At 60.2% G+C, this 23,048-nt stretch carries 14 protein-coding genes; 3 read left to right on the forward strand and 11 right to left on the reverse strand.

From position 1 onward, the window contains the following. Positions 1-8: 8 nt before the first annotated feature. The 5 genes from narI to FEM41_RS19210 form a co-directional block, all read right to left on the reverse strand. Positions 9-686: a respiratory nitrate reductase subunit gamma gene (narI, locus tag FEM41_RS19190; protein ID WP_138097778.1), complete on the reverse strand. Its 678-nt coding sequence runs from the start codon at positions 684-686 to the stop codon at positions 9-11. Beyond that, complete coding sequence (narJ, locus tag FEM41_RS19195) at positions 686-1,396, reverse strand: nitrate reductase molybdenum cofactor assembly chaperone (RefSeq protein WP_138097779.1); 711 nt, start codon at positions 1,394-1,396, stop codon at positions 686-688. The genes narI and narJ overlap by 1 nt, the downstream gene beginning before the upstream one ends. Then, positions 1,389-2,924, reverse strand: a complete 1,536-nt coding sequence (gene narH / locus FEM41_RS19200) for a nitrate reductase subunit beta (RefSeq protein ID WP_138097780.1) — start codon at positions 2,922-2,924, stop codon at positions 1,389-1,391. The genes narJ and narH overlap by 8 nt, the downstream gene beginning before the upstream one ends. After that, a complete protein-coding gene (locus FEM41_RS19205; protein WP_138097781.1) occupies positions 2,921-6,667 on the reverse strand; it encodes a nitrate reductase subunit alpha in 3,747 nt (1,248 codons plus the stop codon). Before FEM41_RS19205 ends, narH begins: the two co-directional genes overlap by 4 nt. Before the next feature lie 405 nt (positions 6,668-7,072). After that, a complete protein-coding gene (locus tag FEM41_RS19210; protein WP_138097782.1) occupies positions 7,073-8,464 on the reverse strand; it encodes a NarK family nitrate/nitrite MFS transporter in 1,392 nt (463 codons plus the stop codon). 312 nt (positions 8,465-8,776) lie between these two features. Between FEM41_RS19210 and narX the strand changes: the two genes are divergently transcribed. Beyond that, complete coding sequence (gene narX / locus FEM41_RS19215) at positions 8,777-10,570, forward strand: nitrate/nitrite two-component system sensor histidine kinase NarX (protein ID WP_138097783.1); 1,794 nt, start codon at positions 8,777-8,779, stop codon at positions 10,568-10,570. Further along, positions 10,567-11,217 (forward strand): two-component system response regulator NarL, encoded by a 651-nt coding sequence (gene narL / locus FEM41_RS19220; protein WP_138097784.1) that lies wholly within the window; start codon positions 10,567-10,569, stop codon positions 11,215-11,217. The genes narX and narL overlap by 4 nt, the downstream gene beginning before the upstream one ends. Before the next feature lie 5 nt (positions 11,218-11,222). Here the strand turns inward: narL and FEM41_RS19225 are convergent, their stop codons facing one another. Further along, a complete protein-coding gene (locus FEM41_RS19225; protein ID WP_138097785.1) occupies positions 11,223-12,629 on the reverse strand; it encodes a YchO/YchP family invasin in 1,407 nt (468 codons plus the stop codon). 192 nt (positions 12,630-12,821) lie between these two features. On the opposite strand from FEM41_RS19225, the gene FEM41_RS19230 reads away from it, so the two are divergent. Next, positions 12,822-13,346, forward strand: a complete 525-nt coding sequence (locus FEM41_RS19230) for a YbhB/YbcL family Raf kinase inhibitor-like protein (protein WP_241666656.1) — start codon at positions 12,822-12,824, stop codon at positions 13,344-13,346. Here FEM41_RS19230 and FEM41_RS19235 read toward each other — a convergent pair whose 3' ends face one another. From FEM41_RS19235 to FEM41_RS19255, 5 genes are read right to left on the reverse strand one after another with little or no spacing between them, the layout of a single operon-like run. Further along, positions 13,347-15,947, reverse strand: coding sequence for a nitrate reductase (locus FEM41_RS19235; protein WP_138099264.1), 2,601 nt, complete (start codon positions 15,945-15,947; stop codon positions 13,347-13,349). Continuing rightward, entirely contained in the window at positions 15,944-20,023 is a 4,080-nt protein-coding gene (nirB, locus tag FEM41_RS19240; protein ID WP_138097787.1) for a nitrite reductase large subunit NirB, read from the reverse strand. Before nirB ends, FEM41_RS19235 begins: the two co-directional genes overlap by 4 nt. Before the next feature lie 9 nt (positions 20,024-20,032). Further along, positions 20,033-20,821, reverse strand: a complete 789-nt coding sequence (locus FEM41_RS19245) for an ABC transporter ATP-binding protein (RefSeq protein WP_138097788.1) — start codon at positions 20,819-20,821, stop codon at positions 20,033-20,035. Between the two features lie 10 nt (positions 20,822-20,831). Beyond that, positions 20,832-21,710 carry a nitrate ABC transporter permease gene (ntrB, locus tag FEM41_RS19250; protein ID WP_138097789.1) on the reverse strand — a complete coding sequence of 293 codons (879 nt, stop codon included), beginning with the start codon at positions 21,708-21,710 and terminating at the stop codon, positions 20,832-20,834. A gap of 10 nt (positions 21,711-21,720) precedes the next feature. After that, positions 21,721-22,971, reverse strand: coding sequence for a CmpA/NrtA family ABC transporter substrate-binding protein (locus FEM41_RS19255; protein WP_138097790.1), 1,251 nt, complete (start codon positions 22,969-22,971; stop codon positions 21,721-21,723). Positions 22,972-23,048: the final 77 nt, after the last annotated feature.

Here is a 23,048-nt window from a genome sequence, read left to right on the forward strand (position 1 = left end):
AGCGGATATCAGCGACGGGCGCGAACTACCTGATATTTGCGGGTCAGGTACTCCACCGGCGCGCTCCAGATATGCACCAGGCGGCTGAACGGGAACAGCACAAACAGCGTCATCCCCAGCACCAGGTGAATGCGGAATATCGGGGCCACGCCGTCCAGATGGGCGGAAGCGCCACCGTGGAAGGTCACCACCGACTGCGCCCAGCCCACCAACTTCATCATCTCGGAGCCATCCATATGCTGGGCGGAGAACGGGATAGTCAGCAGACCCAGCGCGCACTGAATCATCAGCAAGCTCAGGATCAGAATATCTGCCGCGGTAGAGGTCGCGCGAATACGCGGGTTGAACAGACGGCGTTTCAGCAGCATCAGTCCCCCAACCAGCGTCATCACGCCACACAGACCACCGGCAATCATCGCCAGCTTCTGCTTCACATCGATGGGCAGGAACGCCTCGTACATCCAGTGCGGCGTCAGCATGCCAAAGGCATGACCGAAAAAGATACCCAGAATCCCCAGGTGGAACAGGTTCGAGGCCATATTCATGCCCTTTTTATCCAGCATCTGGCTGGATGACGCACGCCAGGTGTACTGGCCATAGTCATAACGCAGCCAGCTACCGACCAGAAACACCGTCCCGGCGATATAGGGGTAGATATCGAAGAAGAACATATTCAGGAAGTGCATTATTGCTGTCCCCCGGTAGAGATATTCAGATATTGCGGCGCCACTGCGCCAGCAAAGCGACGCTGGTGCTCGGAGATTTCAGAGTCGCCGCAGCCGCTGTCCGCGAAGAATTTCACCTGCTCCTCCTCCCAGACCGCGTCCAGGGCCTGGGTGGTATCGTCGCGCGCTTCATCGGCGATCTGTTTACCAACCTGGGCCACATCGACCTGGCTTTCACTGAGCGACAGCAGCAGATCGAACAGCAACGCATAGCGGCTGTCCCGTTTCTTCAGTCTGGCGCTCAGCAGCGCCAGAATTGGCGCAATATCGCCCAGACCGGCACGCGCCTCCTGCTCCGGCAACTGCGCCAGATACTCCAGATAGAGCGGCAGATGATCCGGCAGTTCGTGGCTGTCGAGCTGCAGACCGATCCTCTGGTACTGCGCCATCAGATCGACCATGGCCTGACCGCGGTCGCGGGACTCGCCATGCACGTGTTCAAACAGCAGCAGCGAGGTAGCACGGCCGCGATCGAACAGCTCGCCGTAAGCGGCCTGGACATCCAGCAGATCCCGGTCCAGCAGATCGCGCAGGAAGATGCCCAGCGCCTGGGCATCGTTCTGGTTCAGCGCCTGAGCATCGCTGATGGCGGAAAACAGCTCCTGCTGATGCTCAACCAGCGCCGCGTCCGGGTACTCCAGCAGACGGGAGATAATCACCAGTTCAATCATTAGCGTTACTCCGGGTAGTCACATCAATGGCATCGATACGGCGGCTGTTGAACAGATTGAATTTGGTGTCCGAACCGTGGCAACCGTCGCCGAAGCTGAAACCACAGCCGCTCTTCTCGGGGAAGGCGTCATGGGCCAGTTCGCGGTGGCTGGTCGGCACCACAAAGCGATCTTCATAGTTGGCGATAGCCAGATAGCGGTACATCTCCTGCGCCTGAGCTTCGGTAAGGCCCACCTCTTCCAGCGCCCGGGTGTCGCTCACGCCATCCACGGTCTCACTGCGCTTGTAGTGGCGCATCGCCAGCATCCGTTTCAGGGCCAGCAGTACCGGCTGGGTATCGCCAGCGGTCAGCAGGTTCGCCAGGTACTGTACCGGAATACGCAGGCTTTCCACGTCCGGCAGAATGCCGCTATGCGGCAGTTCGCCCGCGTCGGCCGCAGACTGAATCGGCGACAGAGGCGGCACATACCAGACCATCGGCAGAGTGCGGTATTCCGGGTGCAGCGGCAGCGCCAGCTTCCAGTCCATCGCCATTTTGTAAACCGGCGACTGCTGAGCCGCGTCGATAACGCTCTGGGGAATGCCGTCTTTCAGGGCCTGTTCAATGACTTTCGGATCGTTCGGATCCAAGAAGACATCCAACTGACGCTGGTAGAGATCCTGTTCGCTCTCGGTGCTGGCTGCCTGTTCAATCGCATCCGCATCATAGAGCAGCACGCCCAGGTAGCGGATACGCCCCACGCAGGTTTCGGAGCAAACGGTCGGCATACCCGCTTCGATACGCGGGTAGCAGAAGATGCACTTCTCGGACTTGCCGCTCTTCCAGTTGAAGTAGATTTTCTTGTACGGGCAGCCGGTAATGCACATCCGCCAGCCGCGGCACTTATCCTGGTCGATCAGCACGATGCCGTCTTCTTCACGCTTATAGATGGCGCCGCTCGGGCAGGTGGCGACACAGGCCGGGTTAAGGCAGTGTTCGCACAGGCGCGGCAGATACATCATAAAGGTGTTTTCGAACTGGCCGTACATCGCTTTCTGCATGTTTTCGAAGTTCTGATCCTGGCTGCGTTTTTCGAACTCGCCGCCCAGGATCTCTTCCCAGTTGGGACCCGCTTCGATTTTGTTCATCCGCTTGCCGGTAATCAGCGAGCGCGGACGGGCGATAGGCTGATGCTTGCCTTCCGGCGCGTTATGCAGATGCTGATAGTCGTAGTCAAACGGCTCATAGTAGTCATCGATGCCCGGCAGATGCGGGTTGGCGAAGATCTTGCCCAGCAGCATGCCGCGGCCGCCCATGCGCGGCTGCAGCTTACCGTTGATTTTACGGATCCAGCCGCCCTTCCATTTTTCCTGATTTTCCCAGTCATTGGGGAAGCCGACGCCGGGTTTACTTTCAACGTTATTGAACCAGGCGTACTCCATTCCCTCACGGCTGGTCCAGACGTTTTTACAGGTTACCGAACAGGTGTGGCAGCCGATGCACTTATCCAGATTCAGCACCATGCCGACTTGTGAACGAATCTTCATTTTGCGCTCTCCTGTTTCTGGTCGTTACCTTCACCATCCAACCAGTCAATATTTTTCATCTTACGAACCACCACGAACTCATCACGGTTAGAGCCTACGGTGCCGTAATAGTTAAAGCCGTAAGCCAACTGGGCATAGCCGCCGATCATATGGGTCGGTTTCGGGCTGATGCGGGTGACCGAGTTATGGATACCGCCGCGCTGGCCGGTAATTTCCGAGCCCGGAATATTCACGATGCGCTCCTGGGCGTGGTACATCATGGTCATCCCGGACGGCACGCGCTGGCTCACCACGGCACGAGCCGTCAGGGCGCCGTTGCTGTTAAACACTTCGATCCAGTCGTTATCGGCAATACCCAGCTCTTTGGCGTCCACTTCGCTCATCCAGACAATCGGACCGCCGCGTGACAGGGTCAGCATCAGCAGGTTGTCGCTGTAGGTGGAGTGGATACCCCACTTCTGGTGCGGCGTCAGGAAGTTCAGCGCCTTTTCCGGGTTGCCATTGGATTTCGTGCCCATCACCGCTTTCACCGAACGGGTGTCGATAGGCGGACGGTAAACCAGCAGGCTTTCACCGAAATCACGCATCCACTGATGATCCTGATACAGCTGCTGACGACCGGAGAGGGTGCGCCACGGAATCAGTTCGTGAACGTTGGTGTAGCCCGCGTTATAGGAGACATGCTCATCTTCCAGACCTGACCAGGTGGGGCTGGAGATAATCTTGCGCGGCTGGGCCTGAATATCGCGGAAGCGAATCTTCTCGTCTTCTTTGTTCAGTGCCAGATGGGTATGGTCGCGACCGGTAAACTCGCTAAGCGCCGCCCAGGCTTTCACCGCCACCTGACCGTTGGTTTCCGGCGCCAGGGTCAGAATCATCTCTGCAGCGTCAATAGCGCTGTTCAACATCGGCTGCCCTTTGGCCGGACCTTCCGCCTTCTGGTAGTTGAGCTTACGCAGCAGATCCATTTCGCTCTGGGTGTTCCAGGCGATCCCCTTACCGCCGTTACCCACCGTCTCGAGCAGCGGGCCGATAGAGGTAAAGCGTTCGTAAGTGGCCGGATAGTCGCGTTCCACCACCATCAGGTGCGGCGCGGTCTTGCCCGGAATCAAGTCGCATTCGCCTTTCTTCCAGTCTTTTACCTCCAGCGGCTGCGCCAGTTCGGCGGCAGAGTCATGCTGAATCGGCAGCGTGACCACATCGGTCTCCTGACCCAGATGACCTTCACAGACCTCAGAGAATTTCTTCGCAATGCCTTTATAAATCTCCCAGTCGCTCTTCGATTCCCAGGCGGGATCGACGGCGGCGGAAAGCGGGTGAATAAACGGATGCATATCCGAAGTATTCATATCGTCTTTCTCATACCAGGTGGCGGTCGGCAGCACGATATCGGAGTACAGGCAGGTACTGGACAGACGGAAGTCGAGGGTGACCACCAGATCCAGTTTGCCTTCCAGGCCGTTATCAACCCATTCCGCCTCTTCCGGCATCACGCCGCCCTGCGCTCCCAGGTCCTTACCCTGAATGCCGTTTTCGGTACCCAGCAGGTACTTCAGCATATACTCATGGCCCTTACCGGAAGAGCCCAGCAGGTTAGAACGCCAGATAAACAGGTTACGCGGGTGGTTAGTTCCGCTGTCAGGCTGTTCAGCCGCGAAACGGATATCCCCGGTTTTCAGCGCCTTAACGGTGTAATCCGCCGGACTCATGCCCGCCGCATCCGCCGCCGCTTTAATGGTCAGCGGGTTGGTGTTGAGCTGCGGCGCGGACGGCAGCCAGCCCATACGTTCGGCGCGCACGTTAAAGTCAATCAGGCTACCGCTGTAGCGGGACTTATCCGCCATCGGCGACAGCAGTTCCTGCGCGGTCAGGGACTCATAGCGCCACTGGCTGGAGTGGTTGTAAAAGAACGACGTGCTGTTCATATGGCGCGGCGGACGCTGCCAGTCCAGGGCAAACGCCAGCGGCTGCCAGCCGGTCTGGGGACGCAGTTTTTCCTGGCCCACGTAGTGCGCCCAACCGCCGCCGCTCTGGCCGATACAGCCGCAGAAGATCAGCATATTGATCAGGCCACGGTAGTTCATATCCATGTGATACCAGTGGTTCAGACCGGCGCCAACGATAATCATGGAACGACCGTGGGTCTTATTGGCGTTATCGGCGAATTCACGGGCGGTACGGATAATTTGCTGGCGCGGTACGCCGGTAATCTGCTCGGCCCAGGCCGGGGTGTAGGCCTTAACATCGTCGTAGCTGGTGGCGCAATTGGCGTCTTCCAGCCCGCGATCCAGACCATAGTTGGCCATGGTCAGGTCGTAAACGGTGGTGACCAGCGCGCTGGTGCCATCGGCCAGCTGCAGGCGTTTCACCGGCAGTTTATGCAGCAGGATATTTTGCAGTTCGACCCGGTTAAAGTTTTCATTACCCTCGGCGCCAAAGTACGGGAAGCCTACTTCGGCCACCTCGTCGTGGCTGCCCAGCAGGCTCAGGCGCAGGGTGGTTTCGTCACCGGAGGTGCCATCGCGCTGCTCCAGGTTCCATTTACCCTTCTCACCCCAGCGGAAACCGATAGAGCCGTTCGGCGCCACCAGCTCGCCTTTCGCGTCGTCGCAGGCTACGGTTTTCCACTCAGGGTTATTTTCCTGGCCCAGAGAGTCCACCAGGTCGGCGGCACGCAGCATACGGCCCGCGGCATAGTAACCGTCGCGCTCTTCCAGCATCACCAGCATCGGCATATCGGTGTAGCGGCGCACGTAGTCGGTGAAGTACTGGCTCGGGTTATCCAGGTGGAACTCGCGCAGCATCACGTGGCCCATCGCCAGCGCCATGGCGCTGTCGGTGCCCTGCTTCGGCGCCAGCCACAGATCGCACAGCTTGGCGATTTCCGCGTAGTCCGGGGTCACTGCAACCGTTTTGGTCCCTTTGTAACGCACTTCGGTGAAGAAATGGGCGTCAGGGGTACGGGTCTGAGGCACGTTAGAGCCCCAGGCGATAATGTAGCTGGAGTTGTACCAGTCAGCGGATTCCGGTACGTCGGTCTGCTCGCCCCAGGTCATCGGTGAAGCCGGCGGCAGGTCGCAGTACCAGTCGTAGAAGCTCAGGCAGGCGCCGCCAATCAGCGACAGATAACGGGCGCCGGAGGCGTAGGAAACCATGGACATTGCCGGAATCGGCGAGAAACCGGCAACGCGGTCAGGGCCGTAGTTTTTAACAGTCCAGACGTTAGCGGCAGCGATAATTTCATTCACTTCCTGCCAGGAGGAGCGGACAAAACCGCCGCGGCCACGGGCCTGTTTATAGCGTTTGGCGTTCTCTTTGTCCGCCATAATGGACGCCCAGGCCTCGACTGGATCGCTGTTGCGCGTTTTTGCTTCGCGCCACAGCTTCATCAGGTGCTTGCGCATCAGGGGATATTTCAGGCGGTTGGCGCTGTAGAGGTACCAGGAGTAGCTGGCGCCGCGCGGACAGCCGCGGGGCTCATGGTTGGGCATATCCGGGCGGGTACGTGGGTAGTCGGTCTGCTGAGTTTCCCAGGTCACCAGACCGTTTTTAACGTAGATCTTCCAGCTGCAGGAGCCGGTACAGTTTACGCCGTGGGTTGAACGCACAATTTTATCGTGCTGCCAGCGCTGGCGGTAACCCTCTTCCCAGTCCCTGTTGGTATTCAGCAGTTGACCGTGACCGTCGGCAAAGGTTTCGCCCTTCTGTTTGAAGTAACGAAACCGGTCAAGAAATTTGCTCATCGGGATTCTCCTGATGTGGAGCCTTTGGCTCTTATAAATCGACATTGCTGGATTTGCCGCAACGGTAACGCGCGGAATTGTCAGGAGATTTGATAACGATCAACGCGCCAGGGCTTAGGCCATTCCCAGGAGAAAACAGCTACCCCAAAAGTGGCAGAAATAAATATCGCCTAACATAATGTTTTATATGCATTATTTTTATAAACCTCGGGGGAGTGATAGAAATAAATCAGTACAGGGGTATTAAGGGGTAGAGAAGACTGGACTCAATCAGCACTAAGCGATTGATGTAGCAAATAAATTGCATCATTGTAAACACATTGTAATCAGGTACTGGCAAAAAAAAGCGCGGCCCGTCGCCGCGCAAAAGGATAACCCTAAAGGTTAATGCTTTTTAATCATTGATTAACTGGCGCGCTTACGGCCATAGATGGCCCAGGTAATCACCACACACAGAATGTAGAACACCAGGAAGATCTTCATGGCCCCGGCCGGAGAGCCGGTCATTTCCAGCGAGGTCCCGAAGGCTTTGGGGATAAAGAATCCGCCAATAGCGCCAATGGCCGAAATAAAGCCCAGCGCGGCGGCAGTATCGGTGGCTGCCTCACGCATCGCCTCTTCTTCACTACCGCCTGCCGCTTTAACGCGATCCATGGTCAGCTTGCGGAAGATCACCGAAATCATCTGGAAGGTAGATCCACTACCCAGACCTGCGGTCAGGAACAGCACCAGGAACACGCCAAAGAAGGCCACAAAGTTGCCCCCCTCACCCGCTGTCGGCAGGGTCAAAAACAGCGCAGCGCTGAAAATCGCCATCAGGACAAAGTTCACCAGAGTGACCCGGATACCGCCCAGACGGTCGGAGATAACCCCACCGGCAGAGCGCGCCAGTGCGCCAATCAGCGGACCGAAGAAGGCGTAATGCATCACATCAATCTGCGGGAACTGGGTTTTAGACAGCATCGCGAAACCGGCGGAAAAACCGATAAATGAACCAAAGGTCGCCAGATACAGCAGGCTCATAATCCACAGGTGACCGCGCTTAAGTACCGGCAACTGTTCGCTCAGGGAAGCCTTCGAGGTCGCCAGATCGTTCATACCAAACCAGGCCGCCACGGTAAAAATCGCCAGCGGAATCACCCACACCCAGGCGGCATTTTCCAGGAACAAGCGACTACCGTCGCTCTGCATCACGCCTTCACCGCCGAACACGGCAAACATCGACAGCGACAGCACCAGGGGGGCGACCAGCTGCATCACGCTCACCCCCATGTTACCCAGACCGCCGTTAATACCCAGCGCGCCGCCCTGCTTGCTCTTGGGGAAGAAGAAGCTGATGTTAGCCATGCTCGATGCAAAGTTAGCACCGGCAAAACCGCACAGCAGCGAGATAATAATAAAGGTACTAAAGGGCGTGGTCGGATCCTGTACCGCAAAACCCAGACACACGCAGGGAACGATCAGAATACCGGTGCTGAACGCCGTCCAGCGACGACCGCCGAATACCGGTACCATAAAAGAGTAAGGTACGCGCAACAGCGCTCCGGAAACCGACGGCAGCGCAGTCAGCATAAACAGCTGGTCGGTGGTAAAGCTGAAACCGACCTTATTCAGATTCACTGCAACGGCGCTAAACAGCATCCAGACGCAGAAAGCGAGCAGCAGACAGGGTACCGAAATCCACAGGTTACGGCTGGCCACGCGGTGTCCCGTGCGTTGCCAGAAAGCCGGATCTTCAGGATGCCAGTCGGTAATGGTTGCACCTGACGACCGCTCGGGCAGGGCTGACTGAGTCATATTTACCTCTAAACTTTATGGGATATCTGCCGCCACATTAGGCCGAACAGATGAAGATAAGTTGATGTAAATCAATGGATAATCAGACTTTGCCATGAGCAAAAAATGCGCATACCCCAGGGGGAGTACTCCCCGAAAGGCAAAAAAGCGCGATTTTTCACTATGCTGTCCACAGGTGGCAAAAAAGTGCCGACATTCCTTACCCCTCTGGCAATTAAGGAGTAATTATTTGGAGGTATGGGTATACTCCGGGGGATGACAGAAAATAGAGCCAATAGCTTCTCCCACGCCTTCCAACGGAGCCATCCGCTTATGCTAAAACGCAGCCTCTCTCCCCTGACCCTGTCCAACCAGCTGGCGCTAATCGTGCTGCTGCTTGCGGCACTGGGCGGCGCGGGACTAGCGCTGTCGGCCTGGCTGGGCCAGGGGCTACAGGGGAGCGCCCACGCCATCAATAAAGCCGGTTCTCTGCGTATGCAGAGTTACCGACTACTGTCGGCGGTACCGCTCCAGCCCAAGGATGAACGGCTACTGGAAGAGATGACCAGAACCGCTAACAGCATCCAGCTGCGCGATGCTGCCCGTAACGACCAGCAAAGTCGCCAGCTGGCAGCGCTCACCGACTACTGGCGTACCATTCTGGCCCCGGCCCTGAAGAATGCCCGGGATCGCGACGAGGTCAGCGCCAAAGTCGACGCCTTCGTGGGTTATATCGACGAACTGGTCACCGCCTTCGACCATACCACCGAGCTGCGCATCCACCACGTCATCATGCTGCAACTGGCGATGGCGTTACTGATGGGGCTACTCCTTATTTTCACCGTGGTATGGCTGCGCCAGCGCCTGTTTAATCCGTGGCGCCAGCTGCTGGAGATGGCTGCCGCCATTGGTCAACGTAACTTCAACCACCGGGTGCGGGTACGCGGGCGCGACGAAATGGCGACCCTGGGCGATGCCCTGAACAGCATGTCCGACGAGCTGGCGGAAAGCTATGCCGGGCTGGAGCAGCGGGTGGCGGAAAAGACCGCCGGACTGGCACGCACCAATCAGATGCTCTCCTTCCTCTATAACGCCAACCGCCGCCTGCACTCCCAGGCCGGTTTCTGTCAGCGGGTCACGCCGGTGCTCAACGAACTACGCACCCTCACCCCGCTATGCGAAATCGAACTGCGGGTCTACGAGCATGACGACGAAGAACACTACCAGGAATTTACCCTGCGCCCGGATGCCGACTGCCCGCACGACGACTGCCAGCAGTGTTCCCGGCATGAGCCGGAGCCGCACGGCGCTACCACCGCGCTGAAGTGGCGCCTGACCGACAGCCATACCCAGTATGGGCTGGTGCTGGCCCAGTTACCCCTGGGTAGTAGCCTGAGTCTGGATCAGCAACAGATGGTGGATACCCTGATGGAGCAGCTCACCACCACCCTGGCGCTGGAGCGTCAGTCAGAGCGTCAGCAGCAGTTGGTCGTGATGGAGGAGCGTTCCGCCATCGCCCGGGAGTTGCACGACTCCATCGCCCAGTCCCTCTCTTGTATGAAGATGCAGGTCAGCTGTCTGCAGATGCAGGGCGAAGCGCTACCTGAGCAAAGCCGCGAACTGCTGGGGCAGATCCGCAATGAACTGAATACCTCCTGGCGCCAGTTGCGAGAACTGCTGACGACTTTCCGCCTGAAGTTGACCGAGCCGGGGCTACGCCCGGCATTGGAGGAAAGTTGTCAGCAGTTCAGTACCCGTCTGGGCTTTCCGGTCACGCTGGATTATCAGCTACCGCCGCGCCGGGTACCGGGGCACCAGGCCATTCACCTGGTACAGATCGCCCGCGAGGCGCTCAACAATACCTTTAAGCACGCCGAAGCCAGCGCCGCTGGCGTCAGCGTTACCCAGAATGACGACCAGATTCGCCTGACGGTCTGGGACAACGGCCGCGGCATTACCGGCAGCGGTGAAAAAAGTAACCACTATGGCCTGATCATCATGCGCGATCGCGCCCATAGTCTGAAGGGGGATTGCCAGGTTCGCCCACGCACCGGCGGCGGTACCGAGGTGGTGGTAAGTTTTATCCCCGAAGCCCAACTCTCTTCTACAACAGGAGCAAATACATGAGTCACCAGGAAGCATCAACCATCCTGCTTATCGACGATCACCCGATGCTGCGCACCGGTGTGAAACAGCTGATCAGCATGGCCCCCGATCTGAGCGTAGTGGGCGAAGCCGGCAATGGCGAGCAGGGCGTTGAACTGGCGGAATCCCTCGACCCGGACCTGATCCTGTTGGATCTCAATATGCCCGGTATGAACGGTCTGGAAACCCTGGATCGGCTGCGCGAAAAATCACTGTCCGGCCGGGTGGTGGTCTTTAGCGTATCGAATCATGAAGAGGATGTGGTCACTGCCCTGAAGCGCGGCGCCGACGGCTATCTGCTCAAAGATATGGAGCCGGAAGATCTGCTGAAGGCCCTGCATCAGGCCGCGGCGGGCGAAATGGTGTTAAGCGAAACCCTGACCCCGATACTGGCCGCCAGCCTGCGCGCCAACCGCGCCACTTCCGGGCGAGACGTGTCGCAACTCACCCCGCGCGAGCGCGATATCCTCAAACTTATCGCCCAGGGGCTACCGAACAAGATGATCGCCCGCCGCCTGGACATTACTGAAAGCACCGTAAAGGTACACGTAAAGCATCTGCTGAAGAAGATGAAGCTGAAATCGCGGGTCGAAGCGGCGGTCTGGGTTCACCAGGAGCGGATCTTCTGACAGCCCTACTCGTCGGGCAATAACTGCCAGCGCGAATCCTGCTCAGGCGCAATATCCAGCGGCGCCTGCGGCTTCAGGGTTACCCAGTTCGAGGTGACGCGCTGCCCCTTCTCATCCTCGACTGTCACCGACAGTCGCCAGCTATTTTCCGCTTCAGCCGAATTATCCCAGGCCGGCAGAATCACGGTCCAGCCTTCCGGGTTATTTCTATCCGCCGGCGGCGTCAGACTCAACGCCTGGGTATCCCCCTGCCAGGAAAGGCGGCGAATACCGTAGCGGGAATTTACCTGTAGCTTAAGCACCACCGAATCACCGGCATGCAGCTGCCACGGCGGCGTTGCCAGATACACCGACAGCGTCTTACGCTGGCGGAACTCCATAACAGGCGCGCCGCTGCGCTCGACATTGTCATAACGGCTACCGCGCAGCGAGGTAGCGGGCACCACCTCATCGGCAGAGAGCTGTTTGGCCATCGAAACGCCGAAGCGGTAGTTCAGCTTAAAGCCCAGATCCTCCTGCACATCCCCCTTTTCCCCCTGCTTATGAGAGGCGGTCAGAGTAATTAGCGGAATCGGGGTATAGCTCAGCCCCAGCTTCACCGCCATGGGATCCCGGTAGCCGTTGCCGTTGCGAAACAGATCGACATTATCCCCGAAGTACTGTTCCAGACTGACGCTGGTATTAATATGACGATAGAACGGCAGACGGGCCTGAGCGGTAATATCGTAACCGTGAGCCATGCGTGCCTGTTGGCTGATATCGCTCATCCGCCAGTCACCCAGCGGATGATAATAGTTGGCGGATAGCCGCAGATTCTCGCCCCAGGCTTCGGCTCCCAGGCTGGCCCGCCGCAGGCTGTCGTCGAATTCGTTATCATAGAAGGTGTTGTAGCCCAGCAGCCAGTCACCCGCCACCCAGCGCTGCCCCATGCCCAGGTTGCCCACCAGCCCCTGATTCAACTGGCTGACGCCCACCTGGCTCCAGGTCAGATAGTGGTCGGTATCCTGCCAGGGGGTAAACAGCGAACCGCTACTGCCGGTAAACTCCCCTTCCTGATCCACCTTCAGCGCCACATCGGCATTGCCGTAAGGCGAAAGCAGTGACTCCGCCTCGCTGGTCACCCGGGTCGCCAGGGCATCGCGCAGATGGTCCAGGGCAAACAGCCGCGCCCGTTCACTGGTATGGAGATCGCTATCGGTCATGCTGGCTTCGCCAAAGGCTTTAGCCATGGTGGCGATTTTTTTTTCGGTGGCCGAATTGTCCGGCGCCGATCCGAGATCGGGCAGGCTATCCCCGTTATTATCAAAGGGATTTTGGGCCTTCTGCATATAGGAATCCCCGGCAGCGATACCGGGACTGGCGTGGCAGAGCGACAGCAGAAGCGTGAATGTGCAAAAAGATGGATACCGCATATAAAGGTTGTAGCTACTTCCTGAGAATCCGGGTTCGACCAACGACACGAGCCTGAACCGCGAGTATAACATAACAGTGGGTCGGCGCCGCTCCCGTGAATCGACGGACTTTAGCTGAAAAATCGGCGGGATGTGCCAGACTTATGCCAGCCATCCCCGATCGCCGAGGCCTCCATGCACACTCGCTATCTGATGTTATTCTGCGCGTTATGCGGTATGCCCGCGCTGGCAGACACGCCATTCCGCCTGAGTTCGCCCGACTTCACCGACAACGCCCACCTTGCTCCGCGCTTCGCCGGTAACGCGCCTGACAATCCCAACTGTACCGGTGAAAATCACTCTCCGGCGCTAAACTGGTACGACGCGCCAGCGAATACCCGTAGCTTTGCGCTGCTGATGCACGACCCTGAAGGGGCGAAGGGGCTGGGCGTCACCCATCTGGTGGCCTACAACATTCCGGCATCCAGCAGCGGCTTTGTTGCCAATGATCTGCGTGACGGCAAGGGCTATACTGGCGGCACCAATACACCAGGCAACCAGCGCTGGCACGGCCCCTGCCCGCCTCCGGGCACCAGCCCTCACCACTACACCTTTACCCTGATAGCCAGCGATCTGGAGCCCAACTTACCTGCCGGACTCACCCGGGAAGCGCTGATGACGCGCCTGAAAGGCCACGCCCTGGGCGCGGCCGGGCTGGTGGGGCGCTTTAGTCAGTAGTCAGCCTGCACTTTTCAGGCAGTGACGTAATTCCGGCAGGCAGGAGCCGCAGTTGGTGCCACAGCGCAGTCGTTGGCCCAGCGCCTCGGTGGTGACGCAACCCCCGGCGATAGCGGCCGCTATGGCGCGCTCCCCCACGCCGAAGCAGCTACAAATTAACCGCCCTTCGCCGCCCTCTCCTTGCGGCGCCTGCCCGGCCAGCAGAGCGTGGCACTGACTCGCATCGCCGCAAAACGCGGACGCCACCCAGGGAATATCCACCTCAGGCAGCCGCTCTGCGCTATAGAATGCCAGCATCAGGCGCTCCCCCTGCCAGGCCAACAGGTGCACAAACCCCGGTCCGGCGGCGTGCTGAATCAACCAACCGCGCTGCTGGCACTGCGCCCTGATCCAGCCTTCCGGGTCGCCTTCTCCAGCCAGATGATAATGATCGCAGCCCTCCACTGGTCGCCGCCACCACTGGATCTGGCTGTCAAAGGTCGGCGCTTCCCGGCACAGCAGCTCGCCCTGCCAGCGCGGACGCCAGGGCTCCACCCTGACCGCCGTCTGCTTACTTTCCGGTTGCCCGGAGTGCGGACAGCAGGCGGCACTTACCAGGGCGTTCACCCGCCCCTGACCGGCAAAGCTGTCGGTCCAGTGCATGGGCAGAAACAGCGAACCGGCGAGCTGCTCGTCACTCACCCGCACCCGGACGGCGATCCATCCCTGAGGGGAGACGACTCGCGCCAGTCCCCCCTGCCTTAGCCCGTATCGCCGGGCATCAGCCGGGGCGATTGCCAGTTGCGGCTGTGGCGTATGGGCCATCAGCCGCGGCACCGCACCGGTGCGGGTCATGGTGTGCCACTGATCGCGCAGTCGTCCGGTATTAAGCAACAGCGGATAGTGGCGCCCAACCACGGCTCGGGGCAACTGCGGCTCAACCGCCACCAGCGCCGCCCGCCCATCTTTGCGCCAGCCTTCCCGTTCAATCAGCAACCGGTCCGTCCCCTGCGGATGCTGCGCCGTAACCGGCCACTGTACCGGTTTCAACTGGTCATACTGCTGCTGGCTCAACCCTGCCAGCGCGCTGATATCAAAGGCCCGCTGGCCCTGATTTTCAAAGCCGGAAAGCGCTGCATGCTCGCAGAAAATCTGCTGCGGATGCTGCCAGGCGAAGGCGTCGCCATAGCCCAGCCGCCGGGCTATCTGTGCCACTATCCACCAGTCGGCTCTGGCTTCCCCCGGCGCCGGTAAAAAGGGGCGCTGGCGGGAGATCCGGCGTTCCGAATTGGTCACCGTGCCGTTCTTTTCCCCCCACGCCAGCGCCGGGAAGCGTACGTGGGCATAGCGTGAAGTATCAGTCTGTGCCGCAACTTCCGAGACAATCACCAGCGGACAACAGGCCAGCGCCTGATTAACCCGCAGGCTGTCCGGCAGCGACACCGCCGGGTTGGTGCCCATAATCCACACCGCCTTAACCTCTCCCCGCGCAATGGCATCGAACAGCGCCACCGCATTCAGTCCAGGGGTCTGCGCAATGCGTTCGCTGCCCCAGAAACGCCGCAGGCGAGCGATATCTTCCGGCACAAAATCCATATGACAGGCCAACTGGCTGGCGAGCCCCCCCACTTCGCGGCCGCCCATGGCATTGGGCTGACCGGTCAGCGAAAAAGGCCCGCAGCCAGGGCGCCCGTAATGGCCGCTCGCCAGATGCAGATTAATAATGGCGTTGCTCTTGTCGCTACCGCTGGTGGACTGGTTAATACCCATGGTCCACAGCGTTATCATGCTATCGGCGGCGCACAACCAGTCGATAAGCTGACGTAGCTGCGCTTGCGGCAGTTGGCAGAAATCGGCGCAGGCGGCCAGATGCCAGGGCTCTGCCGCCGCCAGCGCCTGCTCCTGTCCGGCAAAGCGCACCGCCGCCAGCGGTTTGCGGCGCACCACCTCACGCAACAACCCATTAAACAGCGCCCCGTCGCTGCCCGGACGCAATGCCAGGTGCAGGTCGGCGCCATCGCAGGTGGCGGTGCGTCTGGGGTCAATGACCACAATTTTCATTTGCGGCCGCCGCCGTTTCGCCTCCAGCACACGCTGCCACAGCACCGGATGGGCCCAGGCGGCATTAGAGCCGGTTACCAGTAGCAGGTCAGTCTGCTCCAGATCCTGGTAGCAGCCGGGAACGGCATCGGCACCAAAGGCGCGCTTATAGCCCACCACCGCCGAAGACATGCAGAGCCGGGAATTGGTATCGATATTGGCGCTGCCGATAAATCCCTTCATCAGTTTATTGGCAACGTAATAGTCTTCGGTCAGCAGTTGCCCGGAGGCATAAAATGCCACCGCCCGTGGCCCGTACTGTTCGATAATCGCCTTCATCTGCCCGGCAGCATAGTCCAGCGCCTGCGACCATGTCTGACGCTGGCCGTTGACCTGCGGGTACAGCAGGCGCCCGCTTAGCCCCAGGGTTTCTCCCAGCGCCGCCCCTTTAACGCACAGGCGCCCGAAACTGGCCGGATGGTCGGGATCGCCGCGCAGGCGGAGCGTGCCTTTATCGTCACGCTCCGCCACCAGCCCGCAGCCCACGCCACAGTACGGACAGGTGGTTCGCACCGCGCTCATGACGCCCGGGCCCGCACGATTAACGCCTGGCTGGCGACCCATACCTGGCCCGCTTCCACCTTCACCGGCCAGGCACGCACCGCTGGTGCGCCATCTTCCAGATTACAGCCGTCGCGCAGCCGGATCTGCTGCTTATAGAGCGGCGAGATCACCATCGGTTCACCGTCGCGATCGCCAAGGATCCCACGGGAAAGTACCCCCGCGCCGTTGGCGGGCTCCAGGTTATCCAGAGCGAAGACCTGTTCGCCAAAGCGAAATAGCGCAATCTGCTGTTCGCCAAGCCGGGCGCCGATACCGGCATTTTCCGGGATCGACTCCAGTGCGCAAATGGCCTGCCAGGGTCGCGATGGCAGCCGTGCATCGGCCACCGTAATCTGCGCTGCCGGCTGGCGCTGACCGCGGAGCATCCGCGATTGCAGCCGTTCATCCGGGGTATCATCGTTAACGAACGAGCGAAACAGCGCCAGCCGTTCGGGGCTGTTAAGAGTGGTCTGCCATTCGCACTGGTAGCTGGCGATGACATGCGCTATTTCGCGATCCAGCTCGTCGCCAATCCCCAGGCTATCTTCCAGAATCACCGCCCGCAGGTAGTCGATGCCCCCTTCCAGGTTGTCCATCCAGACGCTGGTGCGCTGTAACCGGTCGGCGGTACGGATGTAAAACATCAACAGACGGTCGATAGTGCGGATCAGACTCGCGGTATCGAGATCGCTGGCAAACAGATCGGCATGGCGTGGCTTCATACCGCCGTTGCCGCACACGTACAGGTTCCAGCCCTTGTCGGTGGCAATCACCCCCACATCTTTGCTCTGGGCTTCGGCGCACTCGCGGGTACAGCCGGAAACCGCCATCTTGATCTTATGGGGCGAGCGTAACCCTTTGTAGCGATGCTCCAGCTCGATAGCCAGCCCGGTAGAGTCCTGTACCCCGTAGCGACACCAACTGGATCCGACGCAGGATTTCACGGTGCGCAGCGACTTGCCGTAGGCGTGACCGGTTTCAAAGCCCGCCGCCAGCAGATCGCGCCAAATATCCGGTAGCTGCTCCAGTCGGGCGCCAAACAGATCGATACGCTGACCGCCGGTAATTTTACTGTACAGTCCATAGCGTTTTGCCACTTCACCAATGGCGATCAGACCATCCGGGGTGATTTCGCCCCCGGCCACCCTGGGCACCACCGAATAGCTGCCATCCTTCTGGATATTGGCGAAGTAGCGATCGTTGGTGTCCTGTAACGGCAGATGCGCTGGCTGTAGTAGATAGTCGTTCCAGCAAGAAGCCAGCACCGACGCCACCAGCGGCTTACAGATTTCACAACCGTGGCCGTGCCCATAGCGGCTAATCAACTGCTCAAAGGTGCGAATATGGTTAACCCGTACCAGGTGGTAGATCTCCTGACGTGACCAGGAGAAGTGTTCACAGATATCTTTTTTCACCTCCACGCCCCGGGCCGCCAACTGGCATTCCAGCACCTGTTTCGCCAGCCCCGCGCAGCCGCCGCAGCCGGTGGCCGCTTTGGTCGCACCCTTTAAGGCGGCCATGTCCTGAGCTCCGGCATCCACGGCGGCGCAAATATCCCCTTTGCTGACATTGTGGCAGGAGCAGATCTGCGCGCTTTCCGGCAGCGCAGCAACACCCACGCCCTTGCGGGCCCCCCCCTCTGCCAGCGGCAGAATCAGGCTTTCCGGCCGGGACGGCAGTGCCATATCATTAAGCATCATCTGTGTCAGGGTCGCGTAATCGCCGCTGTCCCCCACCAGCACGCCCCCCAACAGCCGGGAATTATCCGCCGAGGTGACGATCTTCTTGTAGATTCCGCCCGGACCATCGCGCCACTGATAGCTCTGACTGCCCTCCGTGCGGCCATGGGCGTCGCCGAACGAAGCCACTTCAACCCCCAGCAGTTTCAGTTTAGTGCTCATATCGGCACCGTTAAATACCGCCGCTTCCCCAGCCAGGCCAGCAGCAGCCACCCGCGCCATCTGATATCCCGGCGCCACCAGCCCGAAGATTTGCCCCTGCCACAGCGCGCACTCACCAATCGCCAGGATATCGGGATCGTCGGTGCGGCAGGCATCATCGATCGCCACACCGCCGCGATCCCCCAGCGTCAGACCGCAATCCCTGGCCAGTTCGTCCCGGGGGCGGATCCCGGCGGAAAACAGCAGCAGATCGGTCTCCAGTTGTTCACCGTCGGCAAAGTTCAACCACAACCGCCCCTGCTCTTCATCGATTCGGGTGGTATTTTTAGAGGTATGTACGCTGACCCCCAGCGCGGTAATTTTGTCGCGTAACAGCCCGGCACCGACTTCATCCAGTTGCACCGCCATCAGGCGCGGTGAGAACTCCACCACATGAGTTTCCAGCCCCAGTTGCCTGAGCGCATTAGCGGCTTCCAGTCCCAGCAGACCGCCGCCGATCACCACGCCGCGCCGGGCGCTGACGGCGCGTTCACGAATTGCCGCCAGATCGTCAAGGGTGCGGTAGACCAGACAGCCCGGCAGATTCTGCCCCGGAATCGGCGGCACAAAGGCCCGGGAGCCGGTGGCCAGTACCAGCTTGTCCCAGCGCACCTCATGGCCTTCTGCGTCCCGCACCACGCGACGCTCGCGATCGATTCCGCTGATGGCGCAGCCGGTACGCAGTTCGATTCCATGGCGTTCAAAGAAACCCGCTTCAACCAGCGATAGCGATTCAGCGCTGCGCCCGGCAAAATATTCGGAAAGATGGACCCGGTCATAGGCGGCATGGCGTTCGTCACCAAAGACCACGATGTGATAGCGCAGATGCAGATCCAGTTGTACCGCCTGCTCAAGGAAATGATGGCCGACCATGCCGTGGCCCACGACCACCAGCGTCTGTTTGGTTGTTAGCTCTGTCATTGTTTCGCTTCCTGCCGCGTCATCACGCGGCGCTGTATGGTCGAATAACAGCGCGGTCCCCGCCGGGGTTCCGTGCTCCAGGTGTTCGCTCAGGCGCGCCGCCGGGCTGAGATCGCCATACAGCAGCGCGCCGCGCAGTCGTCCGTCACGCAGCAGCAGACGACGGTAGTGGTCGGTTCGGGGGTCGATGGCGGTCAGTAGCTGGTCGCCCGGCCGGGGTCGGGTGTCGCCCAGGCAGAACAGATGGATGCCGGTGACCTTAAGTCGGGTACCGGTTTCCCGGTAGCGGTAGCCCGTAAGCGACGTACCGGCCAGCCTGGCAGCCAGGATCTCCGCCTGCTGCAGCGCCGGAGCCAACAGTCCCGGACAGCGGCCTTCTGTCTCGCAGCAGTCCCCCAGCGCGCTGACCTGCGGCTGAGAAGTCTGTAGCTGTGCGTCCACCAGGATGCCGGTAGCGCAGGCCACGCCTGCCCGGCGAGCCAGTTCTTGATTGGGACGAACCCCGGTAGCCATGACCACCAGCTCCGCCGACAGGCGTTCGCCGTCAGTGAGCGTGACACCGTCACTATCAATCTGGCAGATACCACTACCGGTCACACAGCGGATCCCCCGTGCTTGCAAATCCCTCTCCAACAGCTCCCCGGCACAGGCATCCAGTTGCGCATCCATCAACCACGGCTGACGGTGCACCAGGGTGACCTCCCTTCCGCGCTGGCGCAGTGCGGCGGCGGCCTCCACGCCCAGTAACCCGCCCCCCAGTACCACCGCATCGCCAGATTGGGCCAGCATGGCCGCCACATCGGCCCGGGTACGGAAAGCGTGAACATGGGGTTGCTGGCTTCCGGGGATCGCCGGTATCTGCGGGCGGGCTCCGGTGGCAAACACCAGTTGGTCCCAGGCCAGGTGCCGATCCGCCACCGTAAGCGTCCGCGTCCTGAGGCAGACCGCCGTCACCGGCGTGCCACTCAACACCCGGATACTCCGCTCCCGATACCAGGCAGCATCATGCAGACACAGCGCTTCCTCATCGGTTTCTCCGGCAAGCAGCGGCGTGAGTTGGATGCGGTTATAGGCCAGTCCCGGCTCTTCGCCGATAAGCGTGATGGCATAGCGGCCAGGCGCCAGCTCCCACAGTCGCTCCGCCAGCCGCAGCGCCGCCATGCCACTGCCGATAATCACCAGTCGTTGCGCCATTGCCGCTCCTCAGGCCACTTTCGGCTGCTTTTCATACAGAAAGTGGAGAATATGCTGTCGCAACTGGTGGTAGCGGCTGTCATCCGCCAGTTGAACCCGGTTGCGCGGCCGCGGTAGATTCACGTCCACTACCTCGCCCACCGTTGCCGCCGGACCGTTAGTCATCATCAGCACCCGATCGGAGAGCAGTACCGCCTCGTCCACGTCGTGGGTAATCAGCACAATGGTGGTATTCAGGCTGTTCTGGATGCGCATCACCGCATCCTGAAGATGAGCCCGGGTCAGGGCATCCAGCGCACCGAAGGGTTCATCCATCAGCAGCACTTTGGGCTTCATAGCCAGCGCCCGGGCAATGCCCACCCGCTGCTTCATGCCGCCGGAGATCTCCCCCGGGTGTTTATGCAGGGCATGGCCCATCTGCACCTGTTCCAGGTTATGGGCTATCCACTCCGCCCGCTCGCGACGGTTCATGCTGCGCTTAAATACTTTGTCGACTGCCAGCGCCACGTTGTCGTAGCAACTGAGCCAGGGGAGCAGTGAGTGATTCTGGAACACCACCGCCCGTTCCGGGCCAGGACCAGCAATTTCGCGATTTTCACACAGCAGCCCCCCAGCGCTGGGGCGGTCGATACCGGCAATCAGATTAAGCAGCGTCGATTTGCCGCAGCCGGAATGGCCTATCAGACTCAGAGTCTCCCCTGGCGCGATATCGAAGCTGACGTTTTGCAGCGCCAGAAATTCGCCGCTGGCGGTGTTGAAACGCTGACTGACGTTCTGTACCTGGATAATCGGTTTCATAAGGCCCCCTTTATTCCGACCAGCTAAAGCGGCGCGCCAGCAGCATCAGTCCCTGCTCCAGCAGCAGCCCCACCACGCCGATAATGACGATAGCGACGATAATGTTTTCCATGTTGAGGTTGTTCCACTCGTTCCAGATCCAGAAGCCGATGCCCAGCCCGCCGGTCAGCATTTCAGCGGCGACAATCACCAGCCAGGCAATGCCGATGGAAAGCCGCACGCCGGTCAGCACCGCGGGCAGTACCGCCGGAAACAGAATGCGGCGCATCACCGTCCATTCGGAAAGCTGCAACACCCGCGCCACGTTGAGGTAGTCCAGCGGAATGCGCCTGACTCCTTCGGCGGTGTTAATCACCATCGGCCAGATCGAGCAGATAAAAATGGTCCAACTGGAAGCCGGTTCTGCGCGCTGGAACAGCAGCAGGCCAATCGGCAGCCAGGCCAGCGGGCTGACCGGGCGCAGCAGCGCAATCAGCGGATTAAACATATGGGCCAGCAGGGTGAAGCGACCAATGGCGAACCCAAGGGGGATCCCCACCAGCGCCGCCAGACCAAAACCCACCGCCACCCGGCTAAGCGAGGCCAGCACATTCCAGCCAATCCCCATGTCGTTAGGGCCATCGCGATAGAAAGGGTCGGCAAACAGGACCCGCGCCGAATCCAGGGTGCTGAGCGGCGTGGGAAAGCCGCGACTGTTGATGGCCGCCAGTTGCCAGACCACCAGCAGAATGCCTAACCCCAGTAGCGCGGGAATCAACCGTTGCAGCAGCCGGTTGCCGCGCCGCCGCCAGTCCGGCGTCGCTTTTCGTACCGCCAGCGGCGGCAGCACGATCACTTCTCCTTCCCGCGTCGGAGCGGGGTTTTCTACGGTTTGATGCAGCGTTTTCATTACTTCCCCCTTAGCGTTTAATGGCAAAGCTGGCGGCATAGCGGGCGGGATCGCGCCCGTCCCACAAGGTGCCATCCATCAGGCGGCTGGTACGCAGCGTTTCGCCCGGTGGCGTAATACCGCCAACGGCGCTGGCAGCCTCGCGCCAGACATCATTACGGTTAATGCGTGCCGCCAGCGCCTGGTAGTCGGGCTCGTGTTTCAGCAGACCCCAGCGCCGGAACTGAGTCAGAAACCAGATGCCGTCGGAATGCCAGGGCCAGCTCACTTCGCCATCGCCGAAATAGCGCATGCCGTGCCGGTCCTGCCAGCGATTGCCCAGACCATCTTCGTAGTCGCCGAGCATACGCGGCGCCAGGTACTGCTCTTTGGTGTTGAGCCAGGCCCTGCGGGCCAGCACTTTTGCGGTTTCGCGCCGGTTTTCCGGGCTGGCGTCCAGCCAGCGGGCGGCATCCAGCACCGCGGCCGTCAGGGCCCGGGCGCTGTTAGGATTCTGTTCCACCCAGTCCCGGCGGGTGCCAAGGATCTTCTCCGGGTGATCGGGCCAGATCTGCTGAGAAGTGGTGGCGGTATAGCCGATGCGATCGTTGATGGCGCGGGCATTCCAGGGTTCGCCCACGCAGAAGCCCACCATGTTGCCAATCATCATGTTCATCACCATCTGCGGCGGCGGAACCACCACGGTGCGCACATCGTTGAACGGGTGAATATCGTTGGCCGCCAGCCAGTAATAAAGCCACATAGCATGGGTGCCGGTCGGAAACGTGTGGGCGAAGGTATAGGTTCCCGGTGCCGACCCGGCCACCCGTTTCTTCAGCCCGGCGCCATCGACGATCCCTTTCTCCCGCAGGTCGGCAGAGAGCGAGATAGCCTGACCGTTATTGTTCAGGGTCATCAGATTCGCCATTCGCTGTGGCTTACCGGCAATGCCCAGCTCCAGGCCGTAAATTAGTCCGTAAAGAACGTGGGCGGCATCCAGTTCGCCGGAGACCAGTTTGTCGCGTACCGAGGCCCAACTGGCCTCTTTAACCGGCTCGATCCGAATCCCATACTTCTTATCGAACCCTTTAAGCGCCGCCATCACCACCGGCGCACAGTCGGTCAGCGGAATAAAACCTACCCGGATGGTGGTCTGCTCCGGTTTATCCGATCCCGCCGCCCAGGCAGCGTTCATCAGGCCGGGCAGCAGCAGCGATCCACCGAGTGCCGCCCCGGTCTGAATCAGCCGGCGACGCGAAAGGGTAAACGAGTTTTTAGGCATGGCGACTCCTGGTAAAAAAGACAAAAAAAAGCGCCCCGCGCTGCCTGATGGCAGCGCCGGACGCCTTTATCCGCTGA

Source organism: Jejubacter calystegiae (assembly GCF_005671395.1).
Lineage (GTDB): Bacteria > Pseudomonadota > Gammaproteobacteria > Enterobacterales > Enterobacteriaceae > Jejubacter > Jejubacter calystegiae.

Coding starts and splice junctions, on each gene's coding strand:
- narI (WP_138097778.1), bottom strand. CDS start 686: ATGCACTTCCTGAATATGTTCTTCTTCGATATCTACCCCTATATCGCC.
- narJ (WP_138097779.1), bottom strand. CDS start 1,396: ATGATTGAACTGGTGATTATCTCCCGTCTGCTGGAGTACCCGGACGCG.
- narH (WP_138097780.1), bottom strand. CDS start 2,924: ATGAAGATTCGTTCACAAGTCGGCATGGTGCTGAATCTGGATAAGTGC.
- FEM41_RS19205 (WP_138097781.1), bottom strand. CDS start 6,667: ATGAGCAAATTTCTTGACCGGTTTCGTTACTTCAAACAGAAGGGCGAA.
- FEM41_RS19210 (WP_138097782.1), bottom strand. CDS start 8,464: ATGACTCAGTCAGCCCTGCCCGAGCGGTCGTCAGGTGCAACCATTACC.
- narX (WP_138097783.1), top strand. CDS start 8,777: ATGCTAAAACGCAGCCTCTCTCCCCTGACCCTGTCCAACCAGCTGGCG.
- narL (WP_138097784.1), top strand. CDS start 10,567: ATGAGTCACCAGGAAGCATCAACCATCCTGCTTATCGACGATCACCCG.
- FEM41_RS19225 (WP_138097785.1), bottom strand. CDS start 12,629: ATGCGGTATCCATCTTTTTGCACATTCACGCTTCTGCTGTCGCTCTGC.
- FEM41_RS19230 (WP_241666656.1), top strand. CDS start 12,822: ATGTTATTCTGCGCGTTATGCGGTATGCCCGCGCTGGCAGACACGCCA.
- FEM41_RS19235 (WP_138099264.1), bottom strand. CDS start 15,947: ATGAGCGCGGTGCGAACCACCTGTCCGTACTGTGGCGTGGGCTGCGGG.
- nirB (WP_138097787.1), bottom strand. CDS start 20,023: ATGGCGCAACGACTGGTGATTATCGGCAGTGGCATGGCGGCGCTGCGG.
- FEM41_RS19245 (WP_138097788.1), bottom strand. CDS start 20,821: ATGAAACCGATTATCCAGGTACAGAACGTCAGTCAGCGTTTCAACACC.
- ntrB (WP_138097789.1), bottom strand. CDS start 21,710: ATGAAAACGCTGCATCAAACCGTAGAAAACCCCGCTCCGACGCGGGAA.
- FEM41_RS19255 (WP_138097790.1), bottom strand. CDS start 22,971: ATGCCTAAAAACTCGTTTACCCTTTCGCGTCGCCGGCTGATTCAGACC.